Source organism: Rhodoferax ferrireducens (assembly GCF_049302455.1).
GTDB lineage: Bacteria > Pseudomonadota > Gammaproteobacteria > Burkholderiales > Burkholderiaceae_C > Rhodoferax > Rhodoferax ferrireducens_B.
In genome coordinates, this window is sequence record NZ_JBAQMD010000057.1 from 28,887 (window position 1) to 52,608 (window position 23,722).

The 23,722-nt window shown below is 62.4% G+C and carries 23 protein-coding genes and 1 pseudogene; 8 read left to right on the plus strand and 16 right to left on the minus strand.

The window, feature by feature from the left end; translation table 11 throughout:
• Nucleotides 1-25 precede the first annotated feature (25 nt).
• The 3 genes from arsD (at nt 26) to arsB (ending at nt 3,382) form a co-directional block, all read left to right on the plus strand.
• A complete protein-coding gene (gene arsD, locus WA157_RS10185) occupies nt 26-409 on the plus strand; it encodes an arsenite efflux transporter metallochaperone ArsD (protein WP_422620841.1) in 384 nt (127 codons plus the stop codon).
• Between the two features lie 132 nt (nt 410-541).
• Entirely contained in the window at nt 542-2,311 is a 1,770-nt protein-coding gene (arsA, locus tag WA157_RS10190; protein ID WP_422620842.1) for an arsenical pump-driving ATPase, read from the plus strand.
• 3 nt (nt 2,312-2,314) lie between these two features.
• Complete coding sequence (gene arsB / locus WA157_RS10195) at nt 2,315-3,382, plus strand: ACR3 family arsenite efflux transporter (RefSeq protein ID WP_422620843.1); 1,068 nt, start codon at nt 2,315-2,317, stop codon at nt 3,380-3,382.
• Nucleotides 3,383-3,542: 160 nt separating this feature from the next.
• Here the strand turns inward: arsB and WA157_RS10200 are convergent, their stop codons facing one another.
• Nucleotides 3,543-3,704 carry a universal stress protein gene (locus tag WA157_RS10200; RefSeq protein ID WP_422620862.1) on the minus strand — a complete coding sequence of 54 codons (162 nt, stop codon included), beginning with the start codon at nt 3,702-3,704 and terminating at the stop codon, nt 3,543-3,545.
• Nucleotides 3,705-3,847: 143 nt separating this feature from the next.
• Between WA157_RS10200 and WA157_RS10205 the strand changes: the two genes are divergently transcribed.
• Entirely contained in the window at nt 3,848-4,543 is a 696-nt protein-coding gene (locus WA157_RS10205; RefSeq protein ID WP_422620844.1) for a methyltransferase domain-containing protein, read from the plus strand.
• A gap of 51 nt (nt 4,544-4,594) precedes the next feature.
• On the opposite strand, the gene WA157_RS10210 is transcribed toward WA157_RS10205, so the two are convergent.
• The 3 genes from WA157_RS10210 to WA157_RS10220 form a co-directional block, all read right to left on the minus strand.
• A complete protein-coding gene (locus WA157_RS10210) occupies nt 4,595-5,266 on the minus strand; it encodes an ABC transporter ATP-binding protein (RefSeq protein ID WP_422620845.1) in 672 nt (223 codons plus the stop codon).
• Complete coding sequence (locus WA157_RS10215) at nt 5,259-6,359, minus strand: ABC transporter permease (protein WP_422620846.1); 1,101 nt, start codon at nt 6,357-6,359, stop codon at nt 5,259-5,261. The genes WA157_RS10210 and WA157_RS10215 overlap by 8 nt, the downstream gene beginning before the upstream one ends.
• 64 nt (nt 6,360-6,423) lie before the next feature.
• A complete protein-coding gene (locus WA157_RS10220) occupies nt 6,424-7,428 on the minus strand; it encodes a hypothetical protein (protein ID WP_422620847.1) in 1,005 nt (334 codons plus the stop codon).
• A 337-nt stretch (nt 7,429-7,765) separates the two neighbouring features.
• On the opposite strand from WA157_RS10220, the gene WA157_RS10225 reads away from it, so the two are divergent.
• Nucleotides 7,766-8,656 carry a patatin-like phospholipase family protein gene (locus WA157_RS10225; RefSeq protein ID WP_422620848.1) on the plus strand — a complete coding sequence of 297 codons (891 nt, stop codon included), beginning with the start codon at nt 7,766-7,768 and terminating at the stop codon, nt 8,654-8,656.
• A 9-nt stretch (nt 8,657-8,665) separates the two neighbouring features.
• Here WA157_RS10225 and WA157_RS10230 read toward each other — a convergent pair whose 3' ends face one another.
• The 6 genes from WA157_RS10230 to WA157_RS10255 form a co-directional block, all read right to left on the minus strand.
• Nucleotides 8,666-10,624 (minus strand): diguanylate cyclase domain-containing protein, encoded by a 1,959-nt coding sequence (locus tag WA157_RS10230; RefSeq protein ID WP_422620849.1) that lies wholly within the window; start codon nt 10,622-10,624, stop codon nt 8,666-8,668.
• Between the two features lie 67 nt (nt 10,625-10,691).
• Nucleotides 10,692-11,441 (minus strand): tRNA (5-methylaminomethyl-2-thiouridine)(34)-methyltransferase MnmD, encoded by a 750-nt coding sequence (gene mnmD / locus WA157_RS10235; protein ID WP_422620850.1) that lies wholly within the window; start codon nt 11,439-11,441, stop codon nt 10,692-10,694.
• 77 nt (nt 11,442-11,518) lie between these two features.
• Nucleotides 11,519-13,306 (minus strand): N-acetylglutaminylglutamine amidotransferase, encoded by a 1,788-nt coding sequence (locus tag WA157_RS10240; RefSeq protein WP_422620851.1) that lies wholly within the window; start codon nt 13,304-13,306, stop codon nt 11,519-11,521.
• The gene (locus tag WA157_RS10245) at nt 13,306-14,673 is read right to left on the minus strand and encodes a hypothetical protein (RefSeq protein WP_422620852.1); all 1,368 of its coding nucleotides are present in this window, start codon (nt 14,671-14,673) and stop codon (nt 13,306-13,308) included. Before WA157_RS10245 ends, WA157_RS10240 begins: the two co-directional genes overlap by 1 nt.
• A gap of 46 nt (nt 14,674-14,719) precedes the next feature.
• Nucleotides 14,720-17,347 (minus strand): alpha-ketoglutarate dehydrogenase, encoded by a 2,628-nt coding sequence (gene mdeB / locus WA157_RS10250; RefSeq protein ID WP_422620853.1) that lies wholly within the window; start codon nt 17,345-17,347, stop codon nt 14,720-14,722.
• A gap of 24 nt (nt 17,348-17,371) precedes the next feature.
• A complete protein-coding gene (locus WA157_RS10255; protein ID WP_422620854.1) occupies nt 17,372-18,628 on the minus strand; it encodes a methionine gamma-lyase in 1,257 nt (418 codons plus the stop codon).
• A gap of 146 nt (nt 18,629-18,774) precedes the next feature.
• Here WA157_RS10255 and WA157_RS10260 point away from each other — a divergent pair, with 146 nt between their 5' ends.
• Nucleotides 18,775-19,245, plus strand: coding sequence for an Lrp/AsnC family transcriptional regulator (locus WA157_RS10260; RefSeq protein WP_422620855.1), 471 nt, complete (start codon nt 18,775-18,777; stop codon nt 19,243-19,245).
• A gap of 67 nt (nt 19,246-19,312) precedes the next feature.
• Here WA157_RS10260 and WA157_RS10265 read toward each other — a convergent pair whose 3' ends face one another.
• Nucleotides 19,313-19,690: a hypothetical protein gene (locus tag WA157_RS10265; RefSeq protein ID WP_422620856.1), complete on the minus strand. Its 378-nt coding sequence runs from the start codon at nt 19,688-19,690 to the stop codon at nt 19,313-19,315.
• Between the two features lie 230 nt (nt 19,691-19,920).
• On the opposite strand from WA157_RS10265, the gene WA157_RS10270 reads away from it, so the two are divergent.
• Nucleotides 19,921-20,652 carry a response regulator gene (locus WA157_RS10270; RefSeq protein WP_422620857.1) on the plus strand — a complete coding sequence of 244 codons (732 nt, stop codon included), beginning with the start codon at nt 19,921-19,923 and terminating at the stop codon, nt 20,650-20,652.
• Nucleotides 20,643-21,986, plus strand: a complete 1,344-nt coding sequence (locus WA157_RS10275; RefSeq protein ID WP_422620858.1) for an ATP-binding protein — start codon at nt 20,643-20,645, stop codon at nt 21,984-21,986. The genes WA157_RS10270 and WA157_RS10275 overlap by 10 nt, the downstream gene beginning before the upstream one ends.
• On the opposite strand, the gene WA157_RS10280 is transcribed toward WA157_RS10275, so the two are convergent.
• From WA157_RS10280 to WA157_RS10300, 5 genes and pseudogenes are all read right to left on the minus strand, one after another.
• A complete protein-coding gene (locus tag WA157_RS10280) occupies nt 21,983-22,891 on the minus strand; it encodes a cation diffusion facilitator family transporter (protein WP_422620859.1) in 909 nt (302 codons plus the stop codon). The two genes, WA157_RS10275 and WA157_RS10280, sit on opposite strands and share 4 nt — an antisense overlap.
• Nucleotides 22,892-23,029: a DUF2789 family protein gene (locus tag WA157_RS10285; protein WP_422620860.1), complete on the minus strand. Its 138-nt coding sequence runs from the start codon at nt 23,027-23,029 to the stop codon at nt 22,892-22,894.
• A complete protein-coding gene (locus tag WA157_RS10290; RefSeq protein WP_011465908.1) occupies nt 23,016-23,246 on the minus strand; it encodes a DUF2798 domain-containing protein in 231 nt (76 codons plus the stop codon). Before WA157_RS10290 ends, WA157_RS10285 begins: the two co-directional genes overlap by 14 nt.
• A gap of 21 nt (nt 23,247-23,267) precedes the next feature.
• A complete protein-coding gene (locus WA157_RS10295; RefSeq protein ID WP_422620861.1) occupies nt 23,268-23,504 on the minus strand; it encodes a thioredoxin family protein in 237 nt (78 codons plus the stop codon).
• Between the two features lie 71 nt (nt 23,505-23,575).
• Nucleotides 23,576-23,722 (minus strand): annotated as a pseudogene (locus WA157_RS10300) (permease); the annotation flags it as partial.

Sequence of the window (23,722 nt, forward strand, 5' to 3'; positions counted from 1 at the left end):
CATTTTTATACCCAAGGAATTCATCATGAAAAAAGTGCAAGTATTTGACCCAGCCCTGTGCTGCAGCAGCGGCGTTTGCGGCACCGACGTTGACCAGGCCTTGGTCACTTTCTCAGCCGATGTCGATTGGGCCAAACAAAATGGGTTGGCCGTTGAGCGCTTCAACCTGGCGCAACAGCCCATGGCGTTTGCCGACAACGCTGCCGTCAAAGGCTTGCTGGAGCGCTCGGGTGAGGCAGCTTTGCCGATCACACTGGTCGACGGTGAAGTGGCTTTTGCCGGGCGTTATCCCACGCGTGATGACTTGGCGCGCTGGCTGGGCGCCGTGGCATCAGCTTCTGAATTGCCCACTGCTGACCCGCAAGCCGCGCCCTCGGGCAACTGCTGCTCGGGTGGTGCTTGCTGCTGACTCTCATGGCTCGACGACCGCCCCGAATGATGAAACCGTTCGCCCTGAGCCCGTCGAAGGGGTGGTTCGACCCTTCGGCAAGCTCAGGACAGGCCAAGCTCACCACGAACGGCATTTCGCGTTGAGAACAAGATGAAATTCCTCGACCAAGCTCCTCGGTTTTTGTTCTTCACCGGCAAGGGCGGTGTCGGCAAAACATCCATCGCCTGCGCCAGCGCACTGGAACTCACACGCTTGAACAAGCGCGTCTTGCTGGTCAGCACCGACCCGGCCTCCAACGTGGGGCAGGTGTTTGGCATCCGCATCGGCAACCAGATCACCAACGTGGCTGAGGTGCCAAATTTGAGCGCCTTGGAGATCGACCCACAAGCGGCTGCCCAAGCCTACCGCGACCGTATCGTCGGCCCGGTGCGCGGCGTGCTGCCTGATGCCGTGGTCAAGGGCATTGAAGAGCAGCTCTCGGGCGCCTGCACCACCGAGATTGCCGCGTTTGACGAATTCACTGCGCTGCTCACGGATGGCGCGCTCACGCAGAATTTTGACCACATCATTTTTGACACCGCCCCCACCGGCCACACCATTCGTATGTTGCAGTTGCCCGGTGCCTGGAGCGGTTTTCTGGAAGACGGCAAGGGCGACGCCTCCTGCCTGGGCCCCCTGGCCGGGCTGGAGAAGCAGCGCACCCAGTACAAGGCGGCGGTGGATGCCCTGGCTGACCCGGCGCGCACGCGCCTGGTGCTGGTGGCACGGGCGCAAGCAGCTACTTTAAATGAAGCAGCCCGCACGCATGGCGAGCTGGCGGGTATTGGCCTGTCGAAGCAGTATCTGGTGATCAACGGTGTGTTCCCGGAGTCCGAAACCGTCCACGATGCGCTGGCACAGGCTATTTTTGACCGCGAGCAGGCCGTGTTGGCGAATTTGCCTGACGCGTTGCGCGACTTGCCCACCGATCAAATCGGACTCAAGGCGTTCAATCTGGTTGGGCTGGCGGCCTTGCGTCAGTTGCTGGCGGTGGCCGAACCCGCAGTGCCGACGGCAGCGGACGTACCACCTGGTGCACCCCATATCAGCGCCCCCAGCTTGGCCTCCCTGGTCGAGACCATAGCGTGTGAGGGCCACGGGCTGGTCATGCTGATGGGCAAAGGCGGTGTCGGTAAAACCACGCTCGCTGCGGCTGTCGCGGTGGAGCTGGCCACGCGCGGCCTGCCCGTGCACCTGACCACCTCCGACCCGGCCGCGCACTTGATGGAAACGCTGGACGGCACGCTGGAACACCTGACGGTCAGCCGCATCGACCCGCAAGAAGTCACCGAACAATACCGCGCCGCCGTGCTGGCCAGCAAAGGGGCCAAGCTCGATGCCGCTGGCCGCGCCGTGCTGGAAGAAGACCTGCGCTCGCCCTGCACGGAAGAAATCGCGGTGTTCCAGGCCTTCTCGCGCGTGATCCGTGAGGCTGGCAAGAAATTTGTGGTGATGGACACCGCGCCTACCGGGCACACGCTGCTGCTGCTCGACGCCACCGGCGCCTACCACCGCGACGTCGCGCGCCAGATGGGCAGCAGCGGCAGGCACTTCACCACCCCCATGATGCAGTTGCAAGACCCCAAGCAAACCAAGGTGCTGATCGTCACGCTGGCCGAGACCACGCCGGTGCTGGAGGCGGCCAATCTGCAAACCGACCTGCGCCGCGCCGGCATTGAGCCCTGGGCCTGGGTCATCAACAACAGTGTCGCGGCAGCTGCCGTGACATCGCCTTTGCTACAAGCACGAGCTCACAACGAGCTGCGTGAGATTGAGGCCGTTGCGACCCACCACGCCAGTCGCTATGCGCTGGTGCCGCTCTTGAAAGACGAGCCGATTGGTGTGCAGCGGCTGCAACTTTTGTCAAAACAAGGATCATGAACCATGAGTGCCCAATGTGAAGTGACCGGTAAACGCGCGGCTGGCGCACCGATGAGTGTGTTTGAGCGCTATCTGACGGTGTGGGTGTTTTTGTGCATCGTCGCGGGCATTGCGCTGGGCCAGGTGCTGCCAGACGTGTTTCAGGCGATTGGCCGCATGGAAGTGGCCAAGGTCAATTTGCCGGTGGGCGTTCTGATCTGGGTGATGATCATCCCGATGCTGCTCAAGGTCGATTTTTCCGCCATGCGCGAGGTGGGCAAACACGTGCGCGGCATCGGTGTCACGCTGTTTGTGAATTGGCTGGTCAAGCCCTTCAGCATGGCTTTTCTGGGCTGGTTGTTTATTCGTCACCTGTTTGCGCCGCTGCTACCGCCAGATCAGATCGACAGCTACATTGCCGGTTTGATTTTGCTCGCCGCTGCGCCGTGCACCGCCATGGTGTTTGTCTGGAGCCGCCTCACCAACGGCGACCCGCTGTTCACCCTGTCGCAAGTGGCCTTGAACGACGGCATCATGATCGTGGCTTACGCGCCGCTGGTGGCGTTTTTGCTGGGGCTCTCGGCCATCACCGTGCCATGGGCCACGCTGCTGATATCGGTGGGGCTGTACATCGTGATTCCGGTCATCATTGCCCAGCTTGTGCGCAGGTCGCTGCTGGGTCGGGGTCAGGCGGCGTTCGATGCGGCGATGGAAAAAATCGGCCCGTGGTCGATTGCCGCATTGTTGGCTACATTGGTGCTGCTGTTTGCGTTTCAGGGCGAGGCCATTTTGAAGCAGCCGCTCATCATTGGCCTGCTGGCGGTGCCGATTTTGATCCAGGTGTTTTTCAACTCAGGCCTGGCTTATCTGCTCAATCGCGCGCTGGGTGAGAAGCACAATATCGCCTGCCCGTCCGCCTTGATTGGGGCCTCCAATTTCTTCGAGCTGGCCGTTGCGGCAGCTATCAGCCTGTTTGGTTTCAATTCCGGTGCGGCACTGGCCACGGTGGTCGGTGTGTTGATCGAGGTGCCGGTGATGCTGCTGGTGGTGAACGTCGTGAACCGATCCAAGGGCTGGTACGAGCAGGCTTGACGCTAGGCCACTGCTGCTGGGACACGCCATCTTAATTCGGGATTCACCTCAAGCACCGCGAGCGTTGCCGGCAAAGACGCGGTTGCGGTGTCAGATATCTTGATGGGCGCTGGCATCGCGCGCGCTAGATCAAGTAGTCAGCGCTAGCCGATAGAAGCCGTCATTTCCCGCGGATCAATAGCACTGGTTTCGTAGCGATGCGCACCACGCCCTCGGCGACACTGCCCATCAACAAGTGGGTCAGCCCGCTGCGGCCATGTGTGCATATGACGATGAGGTCTGCCGGCCAAGCCTCGGCATCCGCCGCTATCTCTTCCGGGATGCGCTGGCCTCTGTCACGATCGACCTAGATTGTGGCGCCGCATGCAAGGCATTGTGCTTAAACTTCAAAGTTGAACTGTAGGCCGCTCACAGCATCTTTTGCATCACGCAATGGGATTAATTTGTTTTTCAGGAATGAACTCGATGAACACGCCATTGATAACCGACGAACTCGACTTGCTGCAATCGCTGGTCGACCTGAAGCAACACCCGCAAATCATCGAATTAGGCTGCGGTGCCGCACAACTGTCGCGCCAGTTGCTGGTTCGATGCCCAGCCTGCGAGGTGGTCGGGCTGGATGTGGACGAACGTCAGCACGCCAAGAACTTGCTCAACCCACAGCAGCGCTTGCACTTCTTGCAAGCCGGTGCACAGTCGATCCCCTTTGAGGCAGGACGTTTCGACCTGGCGCTGATGCTGAAGTCCTTGCACCACGTCCCGCTGGACCAACTGGGCCAGGCGCTGGCTGAGACGCACCGTGTGCTGCGACCAAAGGGTTTTCTTTATATATCGGAGCCCGTTTTTGCAGGAGCGCTGAACGAGGTGATGCGCGTGTTTCACGACGAGGAGCTGGTGCGCGCTGCCGCCTTGCGCGCGGTGCAGGAAGCCGTGTCTTCGGGCGGCGCGTGGGAGCAGGTAACCGAGATATTCTTCGAAATGCCGGTTCACTACCGCGACTTTGCCGAGTTCGAACAGCGCATGTTAAACGTAACATTCCTGAATCATCAGCTTGATAAAACCACTGTGCAGATGGTGCGTGAGCGCTTTGAGCCGCACATGACGGCACAAGGCGCAGACTTCGTGCGACCCATGCGCGTCAACTTGCTGCGCAAGCGCTGAGCGGGTTTGACGCACCGAGAGCGCGCAGCAAGAAATCGGTCTTGCGTGGAGTCAGGCAAGCAGGCGGCCGTCGCACAGTTCGATGTGCCGGTCCGCGGCGCGGGCAATCTCGGGGTTGTGGGTGGCGATCAGCACCAGCGCGCCTTGTGAGCGGGCATGCGCCAAGAGCAGGTTAAGCACGATGGTGTTGTTGTGACTGTCGAGGTTGCCGGTGGGTTCGTCGGCGAGGATGATGGAGGGGCGGTTGATGAGGGCGCGTGCCACGGCAGCGCGCTGGCGCTCCCCGCCTGACACGTTGGCGGGCAGGAAGCCGGCCCGGGAGGACAGATTCATCTGCGCGAGCATGTCGCTGGCACGTTCGCGGCGCTCGGCGCGGTGCAGGCTCAGTGCGATCAAGGGCGCCTCCACGTTTTCCAGCAGCGTCATGGTGGCCACCATGTGATGGAACTGGAAGACGAATCCGATGTACTGCAGCCGGAAGTTGCCGGGTTGGCGCACTGTGGCCAGGCTCTGCCCGGCGACGCAGACGCGCCCTCGGGTGGGCTGGTCCAGCAGGCCAATCAGTGACAGCAGGGTGCTCTTGCCGCAACCGGAGGGGCCGGTGAGCGCCACCACCTCGCCGGCCCGCGCTGCAAATGTGACGCCATCGAGTGCCTTCACGGCGCCGCCGTCGTGGTGCCGACTGAGCTCTTCGACCGTGAGCAGCGGGACTGCGTCACTCATGGCGCAGGGCGGTTAGCGGTTGCATACGGTACAGCACGGCGGCGGGCCAGATCAGCGAGATCAGTGCCACCCCGAGTGCCAGGGCGAACGACACGGCGGCCAGCGACAGCGGGTAGCGCAGCGGAATCCAGCCGAAACCGACGGACTCCATGCCATTGACCACCCGAAGCAGAACGAGCGCAAAGGCGTTGCCCGCCGCAGCCCCGATGGCGCACAGCACCAGGCTTTCCGCCAACAGCATGCGCAGCACCAGCCAGGGCGTCCAGCCCACGGTCATGAGAATGCCGATCTCGCGCGTGCGCTCGGCGATCGCCATCAGCAGGGTATTGCTGACGACCAGGCAGGTGCCGACCAGCGCGACGACCGAAATGGTGGTGACGAACGCCTCGATGACGCGCAGCAGCCGCAGTGAACCCGAGAACTCGGTGCCTGCAATCGCCTTCAGCGATGGATACAGACGATTGATCTCGCTGATCAGGGCCGCTACCGTGTCCGGTTGTCCGGAGCGCAGCAGGGCCAGCGTGTACTGGCGCTCCGCGCCTTCGCGCGTGAGCATGGCCTGGGCTTGTGCAATACCCGTCATGATGCCGCCATCGAGCATCCGGCTGCCGGAGCGAAAACCCCCGCTGATGTGCACCGGCCGACCATCGAGCGTCACCTGCTGGCCCGGCTGCACGGTCAGCTTCTGGCTGGCGATCTCGCCGACCATGGCGTCGCCGGAGCCCTCGGCGTAGTGTTCGCCAGCGGTCAGCGGAATGCTGCGCAAAAACTCAGGCGTTACGCCCACCACCAGGGCATACGGGTTCCATTTTTCGTTCAGACTCCCAATCACCAGCGGCGACAGCGCGGCACCGTAGCGAGCCCGCAGGTCCGCCATCTGCGGCGTGCCGATATGAGAGGACAGCGGCGAGCTGGCGCGCCGTTCGTACACGACAATTTCAAGCCTGTAGGTGTTGGCAGCGCCCTGGATTTGTTCACGCAGGTCGAGTGTGATGGCGGTGATGGCGACGAACAGCGCCAGCCCGGCGGCAATGCCCAGAGCGGTCATGAGACTGCGCGCCGGAGCCCGCAGGACATTGCGCAGGAAGATCACGCCGGGCGCCTTCTCGTGCCGTGAATGTGCCCGCCGGCCCCCGCGCCGGCGGGTCTCGATGGGGTCAATTGCAAGCCGGCATCCCCGCCAGTGGCGTCCCGTTGACCGTCATCGTGGCCTGCAGCACGCTGCCGGGCAGCAAGGTCGCAACAGCCGTCGAACCGTTGGCGCCGGTAAACGTCACCGCACCGGCCGTTGGTGTACCGGTCGCATCCAGGACCAGCGGGACGGAGGTCGCGACGTCGTAATACTCGCCGTTGGTCCGGTAGCCCCGTGCGCTCGCGCTGAGCTGCTGGCCCCCAGAAGCCGTGGTAAACGTCTCCGCGCTGAAGCCCGTTGCCCGGTAGGTTTGGCTGGGGGTCTGGGCGGTGGCCTGTGTGGTGGCCCTGAGTTCACCGAGGGTGACCCGGTCCGGACTGGCCGATGTGGGAACACCGCCCGGAACGCCGACCGTGTAGAGGAAGTTGCTGAAGCTGATGAGCACGGCGTCGAGCGGCCGGCCAGTCGCGTCCTGGATGGCAAGCGTGACACCGGCGGGACTGCTGGCTTCGAGCTTGCTCCTGATCGGGCCGCTCGCGCTTGGGGTGCCGGTGTCCACCAAGGCAATGCTGCCATTCAGGACCAAACGCTCGCTGGTATTGGTGTCAACCGTGCAGTAGTTGTCGAACGCGAAGGTTGCCGTCGTCACGCCGTTGGCATGGGAATAATCCGGATAGGTCATGCGACCGCCGCAACTGCCCAGTGTGTCCGCCGGCTTGGTGCTGCTCAGTGCCAGTATCCGTCGTTGCGGGCTTTGGCTCAGCGCGAACTTTTTCGCCAGCCACACGGTCTTGCTCGATGCCTGATTGCTCTGGATAGGCGCGAGTTGGGCCGCGCTGGGGCTGCTGCAAATAGGGATGAGTGCGGACACCGCTGCAATACCCTTGGTCACGCTGGCGGTGTCGATGACGGTGGCCGTTGCCGCAGGGGCGTCGCCACCGCCGCCACCGCCGCCGCCACAGGAAACGACCAGTGCTGCCGCTGCCATAGCAAGGGCGCCCAAAGCGCCGATTTTTGTCAAATATTTCATGCTCTGCCTGCCTTTCCTGAGTGCCAAAAGATCCGGCCCGAATACAACGTGCAACGGGTCGTTTTCCAAGCACTCAGAACGCCTTGTTCTCACAAAACATGGGCAGCTTCAGGGGGCCTGGTGATGCCGCCCTTGCTCGCTAACCGAGACAACACTTTCAGCTTAAAACGTGAGCGATCCCGGCCGCTTGCGATTTCGCAAGCGGGCTTGCGCACTGCGGGTGTTTGATCGAACGGGGCACAGACCTGAACGTCATGCCGATGAGGAATGAAGGGGCCGCAAAGCCTTGAGCCGTGCGCCAAGCAGCAGACCACATCTTCCAATTGAAGGAATCACCGTGCCGATTGAATCTGTCAGTCAACACCAAGCGAACCGAGCTTGCGCGGCAACAAGATCCCTGCATTTTGAAAACGTTGTTTTCGCGGGTGGCGGCAACCGCTGTTTCTGGCAGGCCGGGTTCTGGTCGGTCGCGGCGGCAGCGTTGAAATTGGCGCCTTCCGGGGTGGTGGCGGTCAGCGCAGGTTCGGCGATTGCCTGCGCGCTGTTTGCGGGCACCTTCGAGGCCTGCTTTATGGGCTACAAGCGGGCGGTTGCCGAGAATGTCCACAATCTCTATCTGCGCAATTTGTTGCGGGAGCAACCGATATTTCCGCATGGCGACATCTACCGCGACGCCATACTCGGCAGCATCGACGAGCAGGCGCTGTCACGTTTGCACCAGGGGCCGAAGATCAGCGTCCTCATTTCGTATCCACCGCCCTGGGCCTGCGCGCACATGGCGATGTTGCTGGGAATGCTGGCTTACGGCCTCAAGGCATGCAACAAGGATGCGGTTCACTCTTTGACGGGGCAGCGTGTCGGTTTCCGGCCGCTTTTTATTTCGGTGCAAGAGTGTGTCACACCCGGCGACCTGGCCGACCTGATCATTGCTTCCTCTTGCGTGCCCCCCCTGACACCCCAGGCCAGGCGCAACGGCATCGCGCTATTGGATGGGAGCCTGGTGAGCAACGTGCCGATTGAAGGGGTGGCGAACAATGCGGGTGAAACGCTGGTGCTGCTGACCCGGCACTTCACCAAGTTGCCCTCAATTCCCGGGCGTACCTATGTGCAGCCATCGCAGCCGGTGCCGGTCGGTGCCTGGGACTACACCAACGATACAGCCGTACAGTGCGCGTTTGACCTTGGGCGGCGCGATGGTGATGCGTTTTGTGCTGCGGCCGGAGCCTGAACGAGACGCCTAAAACCGGTGGCCGCTCACTTGTTCGGTACTGGCATAGAACCGGATCGAATTACGGCCCGCCTGCTTGGCTTGGTACATGGCGGTATCGGCCCACTTGAGCACGTCGTCCGGGTCGCTCTCTGGACCCCGGAAAACCACCGCGCCAACACTGATGGTGCAGTGGTGTTCGACTTGTGTGGCAACTTGCTCTTTGGTCCTGACTGTCAATTGATAGGGTATTGAGAGGCTGCTACGAATCTTTTCCGCCACGACTCCGGCTTGCTCTGCTGACTCAGCGTGCCCCGTATCCAGTTCAGTGAGCAGCACCACAAATTCGTCACCGCCAAAGCGCGCCACCGTGTCAACCCCCCGCACGCAATTCATCAGCCGTGTGGCCGCCTCCATCAAGAGCAAATCACCCACCGCATGCCCATACTGGTCATTGAGCGGCTTGAAGTTGTCCAGATCCAGAAACAGCAAGGCCGCAAAGCAGCTGCTGCGCTTGCTGGCGGCCACCGCCTGGCCCAAACGGTCGGTGAGCAGACGCCGGTTGGGCAGTTGGGTGAGGTGGTCAAAAAAGGCCAATTGACGAATTTGATCCTCCATCTGCTTGCGCGTGCTGATGTCGCGGATACAAACGTGAATCGCGGGCTCGCCGTCGTAGACGATGGCTGTGCCCTGCACCTCAACATCAAACACACGGCCATCGAGCTTGAGAAACCTGGCCGCCACCATGGGTGTGATGGGCACATGGTTCTTGATGTTCTTCATGCGCTCGGTCTGTGATTTCAAATCGTCCGGGTGAATCAGCTCGGACGTTGATTTGCGCAACAAGCTGGCGGCATCCGGTGCGCCAAACAGCTTGATCGCCGACGGGTTGGCATAAAGAATTTTTCCCATCCGGTGCACCAGAATCGATTCGGGCGTCCATTCGATCATGGTGCGGTAGCGCTCCTCGCTCTCCTGCAGCGCCGCCTGCGCCTCTTTAAGCTCGGTGATGTCTTGCGTGATGCCCACGGCGCGTCGCTTCAGCCCATCGGGGGCAAATCCTGATTCGGCCTTTTGACGAACCCAGCGCACCGTTTTGCCGACCAGGATGCGGTGTGTGTGGTCAATGGCATCGCCTTGCAGTGCGCGCTGCCAGGCGTGCTCCAGCTCGTTGCGGTCAGCGGGATGTACCCGCGACAGGTAGGTGGCAAGACTGACGCTGCTGCCCTCGGCCAGCCCGAAGATGCGGCAGGCCTCGGCCGACAGACTCATTGTTTCCTGCGCGATGTCGTAAACCCAGCTTCCTACTTTGGCGACCGCTTGCGCGCGGTGCAGTTCCGCTTTTCTCTCCTGCAGGGCAAGCGTGCGATGCTCAAGATCGCTGCTGGCTTGGCGCAGTTCGCGCAAGCGATTTTGGTAGGCGCGCAAGACAAAAACCACCAGTGCCGCCGACAGGAGATACATCAAAATTTGATCACCGAAGTAAATCACAACGGGTGAGGCCAGCGGCGGCGGCAGAAAACCCCAGGATTCGGCCAGGAACAAACCAACAGTTGCCAGCACGGTCATGGCGGCCAGCAGCATCGCTGCGCGTGCGTTGAGCAGCCAGCCCGACATCAAAATGAGCACGGGATAGATGATGACCACGGGTGCCCGCACACCCCCCGCAAAGACGGCGATTCCTGTCATCACGGCCCAGACGCCGAAGGTCAGCACACAGACAGCGGTATTGATCCTGCCGCGAGAGAGAAGATACCAAGCCAAGGCCGCAATCAGGAACAGCAGCAGCGGCCCGACCGTACGCACACTCGTCTCTGGCAGTACGACACCCAGCGCCATCATGGAAGCCACCGCGCCGATCAGCACTGCAGCGACGGCATACTTTGCCAGCGTCAGCGACGGCGCTCCGGCAATCAGCGGGTCCGTACGGCTGCCAAGGCGCGCGAGCGGCTCATCGGTGTTTTTGATTTTTTCCTCCCTTGTCAACATAAGACAGGGTTCACAGGCCTGGTTGGAGCACGGCTGATTTATTTCTTATTTGCCGCAGCCGAAAATTTTAGTCTGTTTTGGAGCGCGCATTGCCCCCATGCACCTGCAGCCGGTCGCGTTTGGGTGGCACGCCGGGGCACTTTTCAACGCTGAAACCGAGCTCGATGAAGCGGCGGCGAACCTGAGCCGCCACCGTGTAGGTGGCCAGCCGGCTGCCGCTGTGGCAGTGCTGCGCCACCGCGCCCAGGGTGGTGCTTGACCACATGTCAGGATTCACCGCGGGGCTGAAGCCGTCCAGATAGACGGCATCGGCTTGACCCGGCCACTGCTGCAGCATGGCCAGTACGTCGCCGACACACAGCGTCAATTGAACGCGACCTTGCGCCAACGAGCACTGGTTCAGGCCGGGCTGGATGCCTGGCCAAAATAGAGCGAGTTGTTGCGCGAGCAAGGGCATTTGTGCGGCCAGGTCGCTGGCGGCGTCAGCAGCCGTTGCGAGCGCCCGAGTGCTGCGCAAAATGTCTTCAAAACTGACCGGATAGGCTTCAACCGAGACGAAGTTGAGCCTGTGGCAGGCTTGCGGGTCAGCCAGCCACGTGGCCCAGGTGGTCAAAAAATTGAGCCCCAGGCCAAATCCGGTCTCCAGCACGGTGAATTGACCCCGGTCGCGCCAGCGCTCGGGCAGTCCGCAACCGGCCAGAAAAACCGAGCGAGATTGGGCCAGCGCGTTTGAGCGGGCGCGGTAAATATCATCAAAGCGGCGGCTGCGCGGGGTGTCGTCTTGCCAGTCAACGGGCTCGGGCGGCGGCGTGTGCATGCGTGTTTAATCTCACAATTGCTATTAATAAGATAGCGTATTATGCCCTTTCTGTAAGGGCTAGAGGCCAAAAATCCTTATAAATTGTCCACATGCACCTGCAGCCACCACTCCAGCAGCGCCAGATGCCATAGCTTGCTGCCCTGGATGCGGGTGAAGTGCTCGGGTGCTTCCGGATCGGCCAGCAGTTTGTCCACGTACTCGCGCTGGTACAGCCCGCGCTGGATGCAGGCGTCGGACATCAGAATGCCGCGCATCAGTTCCAGAAAGGGTCCGCGCACGTATTTGAGCGCGGGCACCGGAAAGTAGCCTTTGGGCCGGTCAATCACCGCGTCCGGAATCAGCCCGCGCGAGATCGCTTTGAGCGGAAACTTGCCGCCTTCCCTGAGTTTGAGTTCGGGCGGCATGTGCGCCGCCAGTTCCACCAGTTCGTGGTCCAGAAACGGCACGCGCACCTCCAGGCCCCAGGCCATCGGCATGTTGTCCACACGCTTGACCGGGTCGTCCACGATCAGCGTGGTGGCATCGAGCCGCCAGACCTGGTCCAGAAAAGTGTCGGCTTGTGGTTTGCTCAGTTCGCCGGCAATCAGCTTGGATGTGACATCGCCGACCTGAAACGCCGGGGCGATCATTTGCAGATATTCAGCATGGTCGCGGTCAAAGTAGTGCTGGCTGAAGCGCGCCAAAGGCGAGCCTTGCGCCGCGTCCATCTTGGGGTACCAGAAGTAGCCGCCAAATACCTCGTCGGCGCCCTGGCCGGCCATCACCACTTTGACTTCTTTGGAGACGCGCTGCGCCAGCAGATAAAACGCGATCACGTCATGGCTGACCATCGGCTCGGTCATTTGCGCAACAGCTTCTGGCAGGCGCTGCATCACCTCATGGTTGGGAATGCTGAATTGGCGATGCCGGGTGTGAAAGTGCCGGGCAATTTGGTTGGAGTATTCAAATTCGTCGGCTTTTTCCGAACCTGCGCCCACGTCTTCAAAACCGATGGAGAAGGTGCGTAAATCAGGCACTTGGGTTGCCAGCAGTCCCACCAGCAGGCTGGAATCAAGCCCGCCCGAGAGCAGCACACCGACCGGCACGTCCGCTGCCAGCAGGCGGCGTTTGACGCTAAGAGCGAGTTGCTCGCGCGTGGCGGCCAGCCATTGGGCCTCGGACAGCGCTTTTTCAGGCCGCGTGGCGTCCAGTGTCCAGTAAACCTGCTGGGTGCTGGTGCCGTCCGGCTCCAGCCGCAAGGTCGAGGCGGGTGGCAGTTTGCGCACGCCCTGGAGCACTGTGCGCGGCGCGGGCACCACCGTGTGCAGGGTGAAATGGTGGTGCAAGGCCACCGCATCCAGCGTGGTGTCCACCCCGCCGCCCGCCAGCAGCGCGGGCAGGCTCGACGCAAAGCGCAGGCGTTGACCGGTCTGGTTCAGGTACAGGGGTTTGATGCCAAAGCGGTCCCGCGCCAGAAATAGCTGGCCGCTGCGCTGATCCCAGATGGCAAAGGCAAACATGCCAATAAAGCGCTTGACACATTGGTCGCCCCAGGCGTGGTAGGCCTTCAGGATGACTTCGCTGTCGCCATCCGAGAAAAACGTGTAGCCCAGGGTGAGCAACTCGTCGCGCAACTCCCGGTAGTTGTAAATCGTGCCGTTAAAAACCAGCGCCAACTGCAGCGCAGCGTCCACCATCGGCTGGTGCGCCGCAGCTGACAAGTCAATGATGGACAGGCGCCGGTGGCCAAACGCCAGCGGGCCATTCCGGTAAGTGCCCGCGTCATCCGGCCCGCGGCGCGCCAGTTGCTCTGACATGCGCGCAATGGCTGCCAGATCCGGTGCGGCGCCGTCAAAACGCAGCTCACCGCAAATGCCGCACATCAGCGCGCTTCCACGTCCTGGCTGTGCGGCGGCACCACGATCACCGGCGCAAAGCCGCCCCCCTCGGTGCGGAAGTTGGTGGTTTGCCCGGCGTACATGCGCGCCGCCAGCAACTGGACGGCCCCCTGGTAGGTGTAGGCGCGAAGGTCAAATTTCAGGTCGGTCAACACGCCATCGACTTCAATCAGGCGCTGGCCGGGCGGCACCAGGGCCTGCGCCACAAAGTCGCCGGCCAGAATCTCGCCCCAGACCCGGCGCGTCAGCTTGTCGCCGCGGTAAGCGGCCTTGCCGCCGAAGCTGCCAACCGGCTTGAAAAAGAGCTGGCGGCGGCTGGCCCACAAGGCATCGGCGCGCTCGGGTGTCACCAGCTGGGTCTGCGGCACGCCCGCCTGCAGCAGGCGGCGGTCGGCGCTGGAGGCGCCCCAGGTGGCCAATAAATCATCCTGGCTGAGCGCGATCAGGTTGCGCTTGTCGGCATGCAGGGCGTGCGAGCGCGGGTGCGGCGTCAATACCACGGCACCCGCTTCATAGGCGCATTTCAGGGCCTGGTGTCCCGGTTCGGCCAGGTAGAAATCAGTCAGGCGGTTGTAGACCAGGTCCACCACCCGATCCCCGTGCCAGAGCTTGCCGTCGCGCCAAGCCAGTTCCGACGGGTCGGCCACGCTGGCGGCCACGCCGTGGCGGATGAACAATTGCCGGAACAACTCAAACTCGGGCGCCAGGTACTGCGCGGCTGGGTCGTCGTCCACGATCAGGACGTAGCCCAAGGCAGCGTTGCCGCGCTGGTGCTGCCACTCAGACGCGAACATGTCAAAGAATGTTTGCTCCAGCTTGTCCGCCGAGGCCTTGGAGGCAAAGGCCCAGTCCATTTCCTCGCAACAAGCCTCCTGGGCCCGCGCCAGTGCCACATTGAGCAAGGCGCCACCGGCATTGGTGTTGATCTCGATCAGCTGCGGCCCCTGCACGCCCAGATGAAAGTCAAAACCCATGCAGGCCCCGATCGGACCAAAAGCGTGCTGGGCAATCGCCGGCGCACGCGCCAGGGCCTGGGCCTGGTAGCCCGGCAAGTCGATCACACGCTCAATGGCGGCGATCGTGGCTGCCATTTTTTTGGCCATCTCGCCGGCCAAAAAAACAACGGTGGACGAGAACAGGTGCGGTCGCGTTTGGGTGATGCTTTGCATCAGACCCTGGAGGCAGGGGTCGCGCTCAATCTGCTCGCGCAAGCGGCCCTGGTTCAGGGTGCGGCAAAAGCAATCCTGGTTCAGGGCCTCGGCCGCACTGCGGCTCGGCAAAAGCGCTGTGCCAGGCGTTGAATCAGGCGGCTGGCTCGGTGATGTGAATGGATTTTGTGTGCTGGAGCTCATGACATGAGCATACGACAAGCGGGGCGACTGACTTGGCCGTAAGGGGTCAGTCCAGGCTGAGCATTGCTGCACGCGCAATGCTGGCGGCATCCACACCAAAAAAGCCGCGCAAGGCAGCCCGCGTGTCACTGCGACCAAAACCGTCGGTGCCCAGGGTCACGTAGCGACGCCCCGGTGGCAGGTAGGCCCGGACACTTTCAGGCACTGCGCGCACGTAGTCGGTGGCAGCGATGATCGGACCTTGGCTGTGGGCCAATTGGCGCCCAATGAACGCGTCTGGATTCGCCGCACCATCGCGCGCCAGCTCGCTCCAACTGGTCACACTGAATACCTCTGCATCAACGCCTTGCTGCGCCAGCAACGCAGCCGCTTGAATAACCTCGGTCAAAATCGCGCCAGAACCCAGCAGGGCCACATGCTTTGATGTTTTTGAGCTCTGGTCCCCGTCAGGTATGCGTGAGTAGCTAGCAAATTTATAGCAACCTCGAATCACGTCGGGTGCCGCGCCGGCTGGCAGATCGGGTTGGGCGTAGTTTTCGTTCATCAGCGTGACGTAGTAGAAAACGTCCTTCTGCTCCACCAACATCTCGCGCATGCCCTGGTCGATGATCACGGCCAGCTCGCCCGCAAACGCCGGGTCGTACGCCTTGCAGTTCGGGATGGTGGCAGCCATCAGGTGGCTGCTGCCGTCCTGGTGCTGCAGCCCCTCGCCGCCCAGCGTGGTGCGCCCCGAGGTGGCGCCCAGCAAGAAACCGCGTGCCCGCTGATCGGCCGCCGCCCAGATCTGGTCACCCACGCGCTGGAAGCCAAACATCGAGTAGTAGATATAAAAGGGCAACATGGCCAGGCCGTGCACGCTGTAGCTGGTGGCCGCGGCGGTCCAGCTGGCCAGCGCACCGGCTTCGGAAATGCCCTCTTCCATGATCTGACCGTCCAGCGCCTCACGGTAGCTCAGCACCGAGCCAATGTCTTCGGGCGCATAGCGCTGGCCGACACTGGAGTAAATGCCGATTTGCATGAACAGACTGGCCATGCCGAAGGTGCGGGCCTCGTCCGCCACGATCGGCACGATGCGCGGGCTCAGCGCCCGGTCCTTGAGCAGGTTGCCCAGCAGGCGCACAGCGGCCATCGTGGTGCTCATGACCTTGCCATTGGCCTTGAGCGCAAACTGGGCGTAGGTTTCGATGCCGGGCACCGGCACCTTTTCGCAGTCCGTATAACGTTGGGGCAAATAGCCGCCCAGGCGCTGGCGCTGCGCCTGCAGGTACTGCATCTCGGGGCTGCTGGCCGGGGGGCTGTAGAACGCCAGGCTTTTGACTTGTTCGTCCGTCAGGGGCAGGTTAAAGCGGTTGCGAAACGCAATCAGGTCAGCCGCATCAAACGTCTTCTGGCTGTGTGTCGTCATCTTGCCCTGACCCGCGCTGCCCATGCCAAAGCCTTTCTTGGTGTGCGCCAGAATCACGGTCGGCTGGCCCTTGTGCTGCGCGGCTGCGGCGTAGGCGGCGTGGATTTTCACCAGGTCGTGGCCGCCGCGCTTGAGGCGGTCGATCTGTTCGTCGGTCATGCCCTGGGCCAGACGCGCCAGTTCTTCGTTCTGGCCAAAAAAAGTGTCACGGTTAAAGCGCCCGTCCTTGGCGGCAAAGGTCTGCATCTGGCCGTCGACCGTGTTGGCAAAAGCCTTGACCAGCGCTCCCGTCACGTCGCGGGCAAACAGGCCGTCCCAATCGCTGCCCCAGACCAGTTTGATGACGTTCCAGCCGGCGCCGGCAAAGAGCTTTTCCAGCTCGTCAATGATGCGGCCATTGCCGCGCACCGGGCCATCAAGGCGCTGCAGGTTGCAGTTGACCACCCACACCAGGTTGTCCAGCCCCTCGCGCGCGGCCAGTGTGAGGGCGCACATGCTCTCGGGCTCGTCCATCTCGCCATCACCGAAGACGCCCCACACTTTGCGCGCCGAGCAGTCCAGCAACTGGCGGTGCGTCAGGTAGCGCATGAAGCGCGCGTGGTAAATCGAGCTGATCGGGCCGATGCCCATGGAGCCGGTCGGGAACTGCCAGAAGTCGGGCATCAGGTAGGGGTGCGGGTAACTGCACAGGCCACGCGCCCCTTGCCCGGTGCTGGCCGCCGGTGCCGTCAACTCCTGGCGGTAATACGTCAAGTCTTCGGCGCTGAGGCGCCCTTCCAGAAAGGCACGCGCATAGACCCCTGGCGCGCTGTGCGGCTGGAAAAACACCAGGTCGCCCAAAGACGCGTCGATCGCCGCACCTTCCCCGCTGCGCGCGCGAAAGAAATGGTTGAACCCGACCTCAAACAAGTCCGCCGCGCTGGCGTAGCTGGCAATGTGGCCACCGAGCTCGCCGTAAGCCTGATTGGCGCGCACCACCATCGCCAGGGCGTTCCAGCGCACCATGGAGGCCAGGCGCTCTTCCATCGCCAAATCGCCCGGAAACACCGGTTGCTGATCCACACCAATGGTGTTGATGTAGGGCGTGGCCAGCTCGGGCTGCCAACCCACGCGCTGGCCGCGTGCCAATTGGGCCAGCTGGTCCAGCATCTGGCGCGCACGCGGCGCACCCTCGCGTTGCAGCAGGGCCAAAAAAGCATCACGCCATTCCGCCGTTTCCAGCGGATCAGGATCGGGCGCCATCATGTCGGGTTGAAGATCGTCCTTCATCACAAGTTCCTTGAAACAAGGTGTTCAGGCCAGCTCACGGCAGCGTTTTGCGGCGGCGACTGCCGGTTGGGAATAGCCCGGAGCTTGCACCTGATCGAGCGCCTGCGCAATGTCAGCCAGGATATCTTCAATGTCCTCCAGCCCGATCGACAGGCGCACCAGGCCGTCGCTGATGCCATGCTTGGCGCGCTCCTCGGGCGTGTAGGTGGAGTGCGTCATGCTGGCCGGGTGCTGGGCCAGTGATTCCGCATCGCCCAGGCTGACGGCGCGTGTGACCAGTTGCAAGGCGTCCATGAAGCAGATGCCCGCGGTCAGCCCGCCATGGAGCTCGAATGCGATCATGCCGCCAAACTGGCGCATCTGGCGCTTCGCCAGGGCAAGCTGGGCAAAGGTGGGCAGGCCGGGGAAATGCACCACCCTGGTCGCCGGGTGGCGCTGCAGCAGCTCGGCCACTTTTTGCGCGCTCTGGCAATGCCGGTCCATGCGCAAGGTCAGTGTCTTGAGTCCGCGCATCACCAGATGGGCATCCTGCGCCGACATCACCGCACCCGTCATGTCTTTCAGACCGAACAGCCGCACCCGTTGGGCCAATTCGGCATCGGCAAAAATCGCGGCACCGGCGGTCAGGTCGCCGTGGCCGCCCAGGTACTTGGTCATGGAGTGCACGCTGACATCGGCCCCCAGCAGCAAGGGCTGTTGCAGGTAAGGCGTGCAATAGGTGTTGTCCACCACCACTTTGGCACCGCCCTGATGCGCGATGCGGGAGACCGCTTCAATGTCCACCAGGCGCATATTGGGGTTGGCCGGGGATTCGAAGTACACCACGCGGGTCTTCGCACCCATGGCCTGGGCCACGTTGGCCGGGTCGGTCATGTCCACATGGCGCACGGTCACGCCGAAACGGCTCAGGCCATGCGTCAGGAAGGCGTAGGTGCAGCCGTACAGTGTCATGTCGGCCAGCACTTCATCACCCGGCTCCAGCATCGACCACAACGTCGCCGTGATGGCCCCCATGCCCGAACCAAACACCACCGCCCCCGCGCCTTGCTCCAGACTGGCCAGTCGGCCTTCCAGCAAAGCCAGCGTGGGGTTGGCAATGCGGGTGTAGAAGTAGCCCGCTTCTTCACCCGTGAAACAACGTGCGCCATAGGCCGCGTCAGGAAAGGCAAAAGTGGCCGAGGTGTAGATCGGCGGCACCAGCGCACCCAGATGGTCGGCGGGGTTGTAGCCAAAGTGAATGGCCCGGGTGCTGAAGCCTTTGACCGCTGTTGTCGTGCTCATTTTGATTCCTTGCTGGGTTGATTTCGGGTGACGATGCATGGAATTGTTTGCCCACCACAGCGGAAAAAATTGGCTATTTAGTATTTGATATTGGCTAGAATTGGAATATATATCTATGATCATCAAGAAATTGGGTAAATTTATCCATGAGCTCTGATTCGCTCGACAACACTGACCGCAAACTGCTCGATGCCCTGCAACACGATGCGCGTCAGACGGTCGCAGACCTGGCGCAATTGGTGTCGCTCTCACCCTCGCCTTGCTGGCGTCGCGTGCGCCAGCTTGAAGAAGCCGGCGTGATCGAGGGCTACCACGCGCAACTGAGTCGCGCAAAACTGGGCTACGGCGTGACCGGCTTTGTGCATCTGCAAATGGACAATCACTCGCCCGACATCATGGCTGCGTTCGAGCGTGAAGTGGTGGCGTTGCCGCAAGTGCTGTCTTGCCACAACCTGTCGGGCCGGTATGACTACCAGATCGAGGCGATTGCCCCCGATCTGGAGTCGTTTTCGCAACTGGTGCGGGTCAAAATTCGCAGCCTACCGGGGGTGAAAGAAATCTCCACCAGCTTTTCGCTCAAGGAAGTCAAACGCGCCGGCACCTTGCCTGTCAATTGACAGGGTGCGCTTCAAAGTGAAGTGCAACACACCTTCGGTTTTTAAAGGAAGGTGTGGACATGGCAGATCAGCTAATCAGACCACGGGCTTTCATCATGTCGCAGCGGTTTTGCCGCGGTGCCGGCAGGGTGATGCCTTTCTCTTTGGCGCGTGCTTCCATAGCCTTGTGCTGCTCGTCCTGCACCAGCTTGCATTCGTCATAGGTTTTGACCGCACGCATCTTGATCATCATGGCGGTGCGCTCTTCAGCGGTCATGAGCGTTGCCCCGACCCTGTTGCCCATGCCGGGGCCCATGCGGCCAGCGCCGGGGCCACCATTTTGCATGCCCATGCCGCCCATGCCCCCCCACATGCCGGGGCCCGGCTGCGCCAGCACCGGCGCGGCCAGGGCGGCGCCGAGCACGGCGACCAGGGAAATGCTCTTGAGGATGGTTGTCGTTTTCATGATGGATTCCTTCGGTTTTGTACGATGGCAGGACGTCGGCGAATCCTTCGCCCTTGAGAATGATTGGAGCGCGCGGATGTAAGCAGCGTGTTGCGCGCCGGAGCTGATTTGCATCGCAGCGTTGCAGATCGGCCTTGCGATACAGTGCGTTACAAGCACAACGCCCGCGCCCTGAAAATAGACTTCGAGCCCGCTTGCACCGGCGCACCGCGCGCACAAGGATCGAACCCATGGAAAAACGTGATTGCATTCTGATTGTTGATGACGAGCCGGAAATTCGTCGGCTGCTGGTTGACTACCTGATGCGCAACAACTTCGAGGCCGTGGCCGCTCGCGATGGCCGCGAGATGTGGCAGGCGCTGGACCGGCACGCGATTGACCTGGTGGTGCTGGACCTGATGCTGCCCGACACCGATGGCTTGAGCCTGTGCCGCGAGCTGCGCGCCAAGTCCAACCTGCCGGTGCTGATGTTGACCGCCCTGGGCGAGGAAGCCGACCGCATCGTGGGGATCGAAATGGGCGCTGACGACTACCTGGTCAAGCCCTTCAGCCCGCGCGAACTGCTGGCCCGTATCAAAGCGGTCTTGCGCCGCACCCGCGCGTTGCCACCCAATCTGCGGCCCGAGTCGGCGCGCTGTCTGTGCTTTGCCGGCTGGTGTCTGGATACGGCGGAACGCCTGCTGACCGCGCCCGACGGTGTTGCCACGCCTTTGTCGGGCGGTGAATACCGGCTGTTGCACATTTTGCTGGACCACCCGAACCGGGTGCTGAACCGCGACCAGTTGACCGAGATGATCCATGGCCGCGAAGCCGAGGCCTATGACCGCGCGATTGACGTGCAGGTCAGCCGGCTGCGCCAGCGCCTGCGCGACGACAGCCGCGAGCCGAACCTGATCAAGACCGTGCGCGGCGAAGGCTATGTGCTGGCCGCCAGCGTGCAAAGGCAGGCTTCATGCGCTTGAGTTGGCGTGCCTGGCCGTCCAGCCTGTTCGTGCGCATGGCGCTGATCCTGCTGCTGGGGCTGCTGGTGGCGCAGGGGCTGAGCTTCTGGCTGCAATGGGGCGAGCGGGCCACGGTGGTGTCGCAGGCGCGCGGGCAAAATTTTGCCGATCGCATGGCGGAGGTGGTGCGTGCGCTGGAGGCCACTGCGCCCGCCGAGCGCAGTGCTGCGCTCGCCACGCTGCCCTACGGCGATTGGCAAGTGACATTGATCAGCGAGAACCAGGTGTCACAAAACCCGCCACGCGGCCCGGTTGGGGCCATGCTCAGCGCGCGCCTGGGCAGCGCGCGTGAAGTTCGCCCGCTGGGTGGGGCCGCGGGTATGGGTATGGGCATGATGCACGGCAATATGCCGCGCGGCTTTGATGTGCGCTTGCAGGGCGGTCAATGGCTGCGGTTCTCGGGCGCACGCCAGCTTGACACCCCCGCTTTGCCGCGCGATCTGATCCTGCGCCTGGCGGTCACGCTGATGATCGTGACGGCGGTCGTGATGCTGGCCGTGCGGCAAGCGACCCAGCCGCTCAAGCAACTCGCCCAAGCCGCCGACACGCTCGGGCGTGACCTGGATGCGCCCGCCCTGGCGGAAGAGGGCCCGACCGAGACGCGCCGCGCCGCGCAGGCCTTTAACCGGATGCAGGCACGTATCAAACGCCTGGTCAACGAGCGCTCACGCGCACTGGCAGCGGTGTCGCACGACCTGCGCACGCCGCTCACCCGCCTGCGCCTGCGTGCCGAGCTCGTTGACGACGAAACGCTGCGCGACCAGATGGCCGCCGATCTGGATGCCATGGCCGCCATGATTGATGCCACGCTGGATTACCTGCGCGGTTTGCAGACCAGCGAGGCCGTGCGCCCGATTGACATCAATGCGCTGCTGGCCAGCATGAGTGAAGACGCGCTGGTGCTCGGGCGGCGCATCAGCATCCAGGGCCAGGCGCTGGCGCCTTACACCGGGCGCCTGTCGGCCTTGCGCCGCGCGCTGCAGAACCTGATCGACAACGCCATCAAATACGGTACTTGTGCGCATCTGCGCGTGGACGATGATGCGGGTGAACTGCGCATCATGGTCGAAGATGAGGGGCCGGGCATCGAGCCCCATGAACTCGCCCGCGTCACCGAGCCCTACTACCGTCCCGATGCGTCGCGCAGCAGTGCGACCGGTGGGGTCGGGCTGGGCTTGTCGATCGCCAAGGACATTGCCCTGCTGCACGGGGGTGACCTGGTGCTGACCAACCGCGCGCAAGGCGGCCTCTGCGCCACACTCAAGCTGCCGCGTGTGGCGGCGGCTGCGGCCTAGAAGTCCGAGCAGGGTGGCGTAAACGGTACTTTCATGACCTGCAAAGTCACGTGCGTGATCTCGAATCGGTCATGCATCTGCCGGGTGGCGTCGGCCAGAAACGCGTCATCCGCCTGGCCTTGCGGCATGACCAGTTGCGCCGTCAGCGCCACTTGCGACGTGCCCATGGCCCACACGTGCAGGTCATGCACCCGGGCCACGCCGGGCAGGGCCGCCAGGCAGTCGCGCACCGCCAGCAGGTCGATGTCCCGCGGTACACCATCAAACAGCATGTGCAGGGACTGCTTGAACAAATCCCAGGTGCCCCACAAAATGACGGCGGCAATGCCCAGACTCACCACCGGGTCCAGCCATTTCCAGCCCATCCAGAGTGTCAGCGCACCGGCCACCACCACGCCAGCCGATACCAGGGCGTCGGCCGCCATGTGCAGGAAGGCACCACGAATGTTCAGGTCACTTTCACGCCCGCGCATGAACAGCAGCGCGGTGGCCGTGTTGATGACAATGCCAATGCCGGCCACCGCCATGATGGTGACCCCTTGTTCCTGCAGGGAAACCTCGGATGAGAGCAGCCGCCCCATGGCCTCCCACGCCAGCGCGCCCATCGCCACCAGCAGCAGCAAGGCGTTGGCAAACGCGGCCAGAATCGAGGCCCGCTGCCAGCCGTAGGTGTGGCGCGCATCCGGGCGCAGTCTGCCCGCCAGCGCGCCGCCCCAGGCCAGCACCAGGCCTGCCACGTCGCTCAGGTTATGCCCGGCGTCAGCCAGCAAGGCCAGCGAGTTGACGCGCCAGCCATAAAAGCCCTCAATGGCCACAAAGACGATATTGAGCACGATGCCGATGGCAAACGCGCGGTTGAAGTTGGCCGGAGCGTGGCTATGGTCGTGGTCGTGTCCGCTACTCAATTACTTTATTCCTTCTGGCCCGCGCAGGGCTGCATTCCGTTGATCGGCCCGTACGGCCCATGGCGCATCTTGACAGCGTGATTCTCGCAGGAACGCGGCCTGCGCTGGAGGCCAGAGCGGGGCATCAACCCTGCACACCCAGCATCCGCCCGGTCATTTTGCGCGCGACCGGTGCCAGGAAGAAGATCACCGGTACACCCACCACATAGGCAATGCCAAAGGCCTTCATCCACAGCCGGACAAAGTTTTCATTCAAACCGACATTGACGAAGGTGATCACCAGCGTCATCAGGAAAATCATCATGGCGCCCATGACCAGTGAAAACACCAAATGAAATTTTTTTTGCGGATTCATGTTCTTGTTCCTTGTGTCAAATTACGCTGCCGCCAGCCAGTGCTCGATCTTGTCACGGCTGGGGATGCCGCCGGCATGCACCACTTTGCCGTCGATCACCACGCCGGGGGTGCTCATCACGCCATAAGCCATGATGTCACGCAGTTCTTCCACCTTTTCAAGCTTGACGGTCACGCCCTTGGCCTGGGCGATCTGGTCGATGAGCGCGATGGTGGCTTTGCAGTTGGCACAACCGGTGCCGAGTACTTTGATGTCCATGAGAGTTCCTTGAAGTTGCCATGAAGTTAAAACGAAATCGAGGTCAAAAACAGGCCGTCGTGCCAGTGGCTTTACAGCACCGCGTTAAATACAAAACCCACCAGCAGGATGCCGCTGGCCACCACCGCCACAAAGGTGGCAATCAGCCGCACCTTGAGCACCTTGCGCAGGATGATCATCTCGGGCAAGGAGAGCGCAATCACGCTCATCATGAAGGC

What these genes read in the sequence shown, in the direction of transcription:
- WA157_RS10245 (WP_422620852.1), bottom strand. Translation starts at nt 14,673, where the DNA reads ATGAGCTCCAGCACACAAAATCCATTCACATCACCGAGCCAGCCGCCT.
- WA157_RS10205 (WP_422620844.1), top strand. Translation starts at nt 3,848, where the DNA reads ATGAACACGCCATTGATAACCGACGAACTCGACTTGCTGCAATCGCTG.
- WA157_RS10295 (WP_422620861.1), bottom strand. Translation starts at nt 23,504, where the DNA reads ATGGACATCAAAGTACTCGGCACCGGTTGTGCCAACTGCAAAGCCACC.
- WA157_RS10265 (WP_422620856.1), bottom strand. Translation starts at nt 19,690, where the DNA reads ATGAAAACGACAACCATCCTCAAGAGCATTTCCCTGGTCGCCGTGCTC.
- WA157_RS10230 (WP_422620849.1), bottom strand. Translation starts at nt 10,624, where the DNA reads ATGTTGACAAGGGAGGAAAAAATCAAAAACACCGATGAGCCGCTCGCG.
- WA157_RS10210 (WP_422620845.1), bottom strand. Translation starts at nt 5,266, where the DNA reads ATGAGTGACGCAGTCCCGCTGCTCACGGTCGAAGAGCTCAGTCGGCAC.
- WA157_RS10270 (WP_422620857.1), top strand. Translation starts at nt 19,921, where the DNA reads ATGGAAAAACGTGATTGCATTCTGATTGTTGATGACGAGCCGGAAATT.
- arsB (WP_422620843.1), top strand. Translation starts at nt 2,315, where the DNA reads ATGAGTGCCCAATGTGAAGTGACCGGTAAACGCGCGGCTGGCGCACCG.
- mnmD (WP_422620850.1), bottom strand. Translation starts at nt 11,441, where the DNA reads ATGCACACGCCGCCGCCCGAGCCCGTTGACTGGCAAGACGACACCCCG.
- arsD (WP_422620841.1), top strand. Translation starts at nt 26, where the DNA reads ATGAAAAAAGTGCAAGTATTTGACCCAGCCCTGTGCTGCAGCAGCGGC.
- WA157_RS10275 (WP_422620858.1), top strand. Translation starts at nt 20,643, where the DNA reads ATGCGCTTGAGTTGGCGTGCCTGGCCGTCCAGCCTGTTCGTGCGCATG.
- arsA (WP_422620842.1), top strand. Translation starts at nt 542, where the DNA reads ATGAAATTCCTCGACCAAGCTCCTCGGTTTTTGTTCTTCACCGGCAAG.
- WA157_RS10290 (WP_011465908.1), bottom strand. Translation starts at nt 23,246, where the DNA reads ATGAATCCGCAAAAAAAATTTCATTTGGTGTTTTCACTGGTCATGGGC.
- mdeB (WP_422620853.1), bottom strand. Translation starts at nt 17,347, where the DNA reads ATGAAGGACGATCTTCAACCCGACATGATGGCGCCCGATCCTGATCCG.
- WA157_RS10260 (WP_422620855.1), top strand. Translation starts at nt 18,775, where the DNA reads ATGAGCTCTGATTCGCTCGACAACACTGACCGCAAACTGCTCGATGCC.
- WA157_RS10220 (WP_422620847.1), bottom strand. Translation starts at nt 7,428, where the DNA reads ATGAAATATTTGACAAAAATCGGCGCTTTGGGCGCCCTTGCTATGGCA.
- WA157_RS10240 (WP_422620851.1), bottom strand. Translation starts at nt 13,306, where the DNA reads ATGTGCGGCATTTGCGGTGAGCTGCGTTTTGACGGCGCCGCACCGGAT.
- WA157_RS10255 (WP_422620854.1), bottom strand. Translation starts at nt 18,628, where the DNA reads ATGAGCACGACAACAGCGGTCAAAGGCTTCAGCACCCGGGCCATTCAC.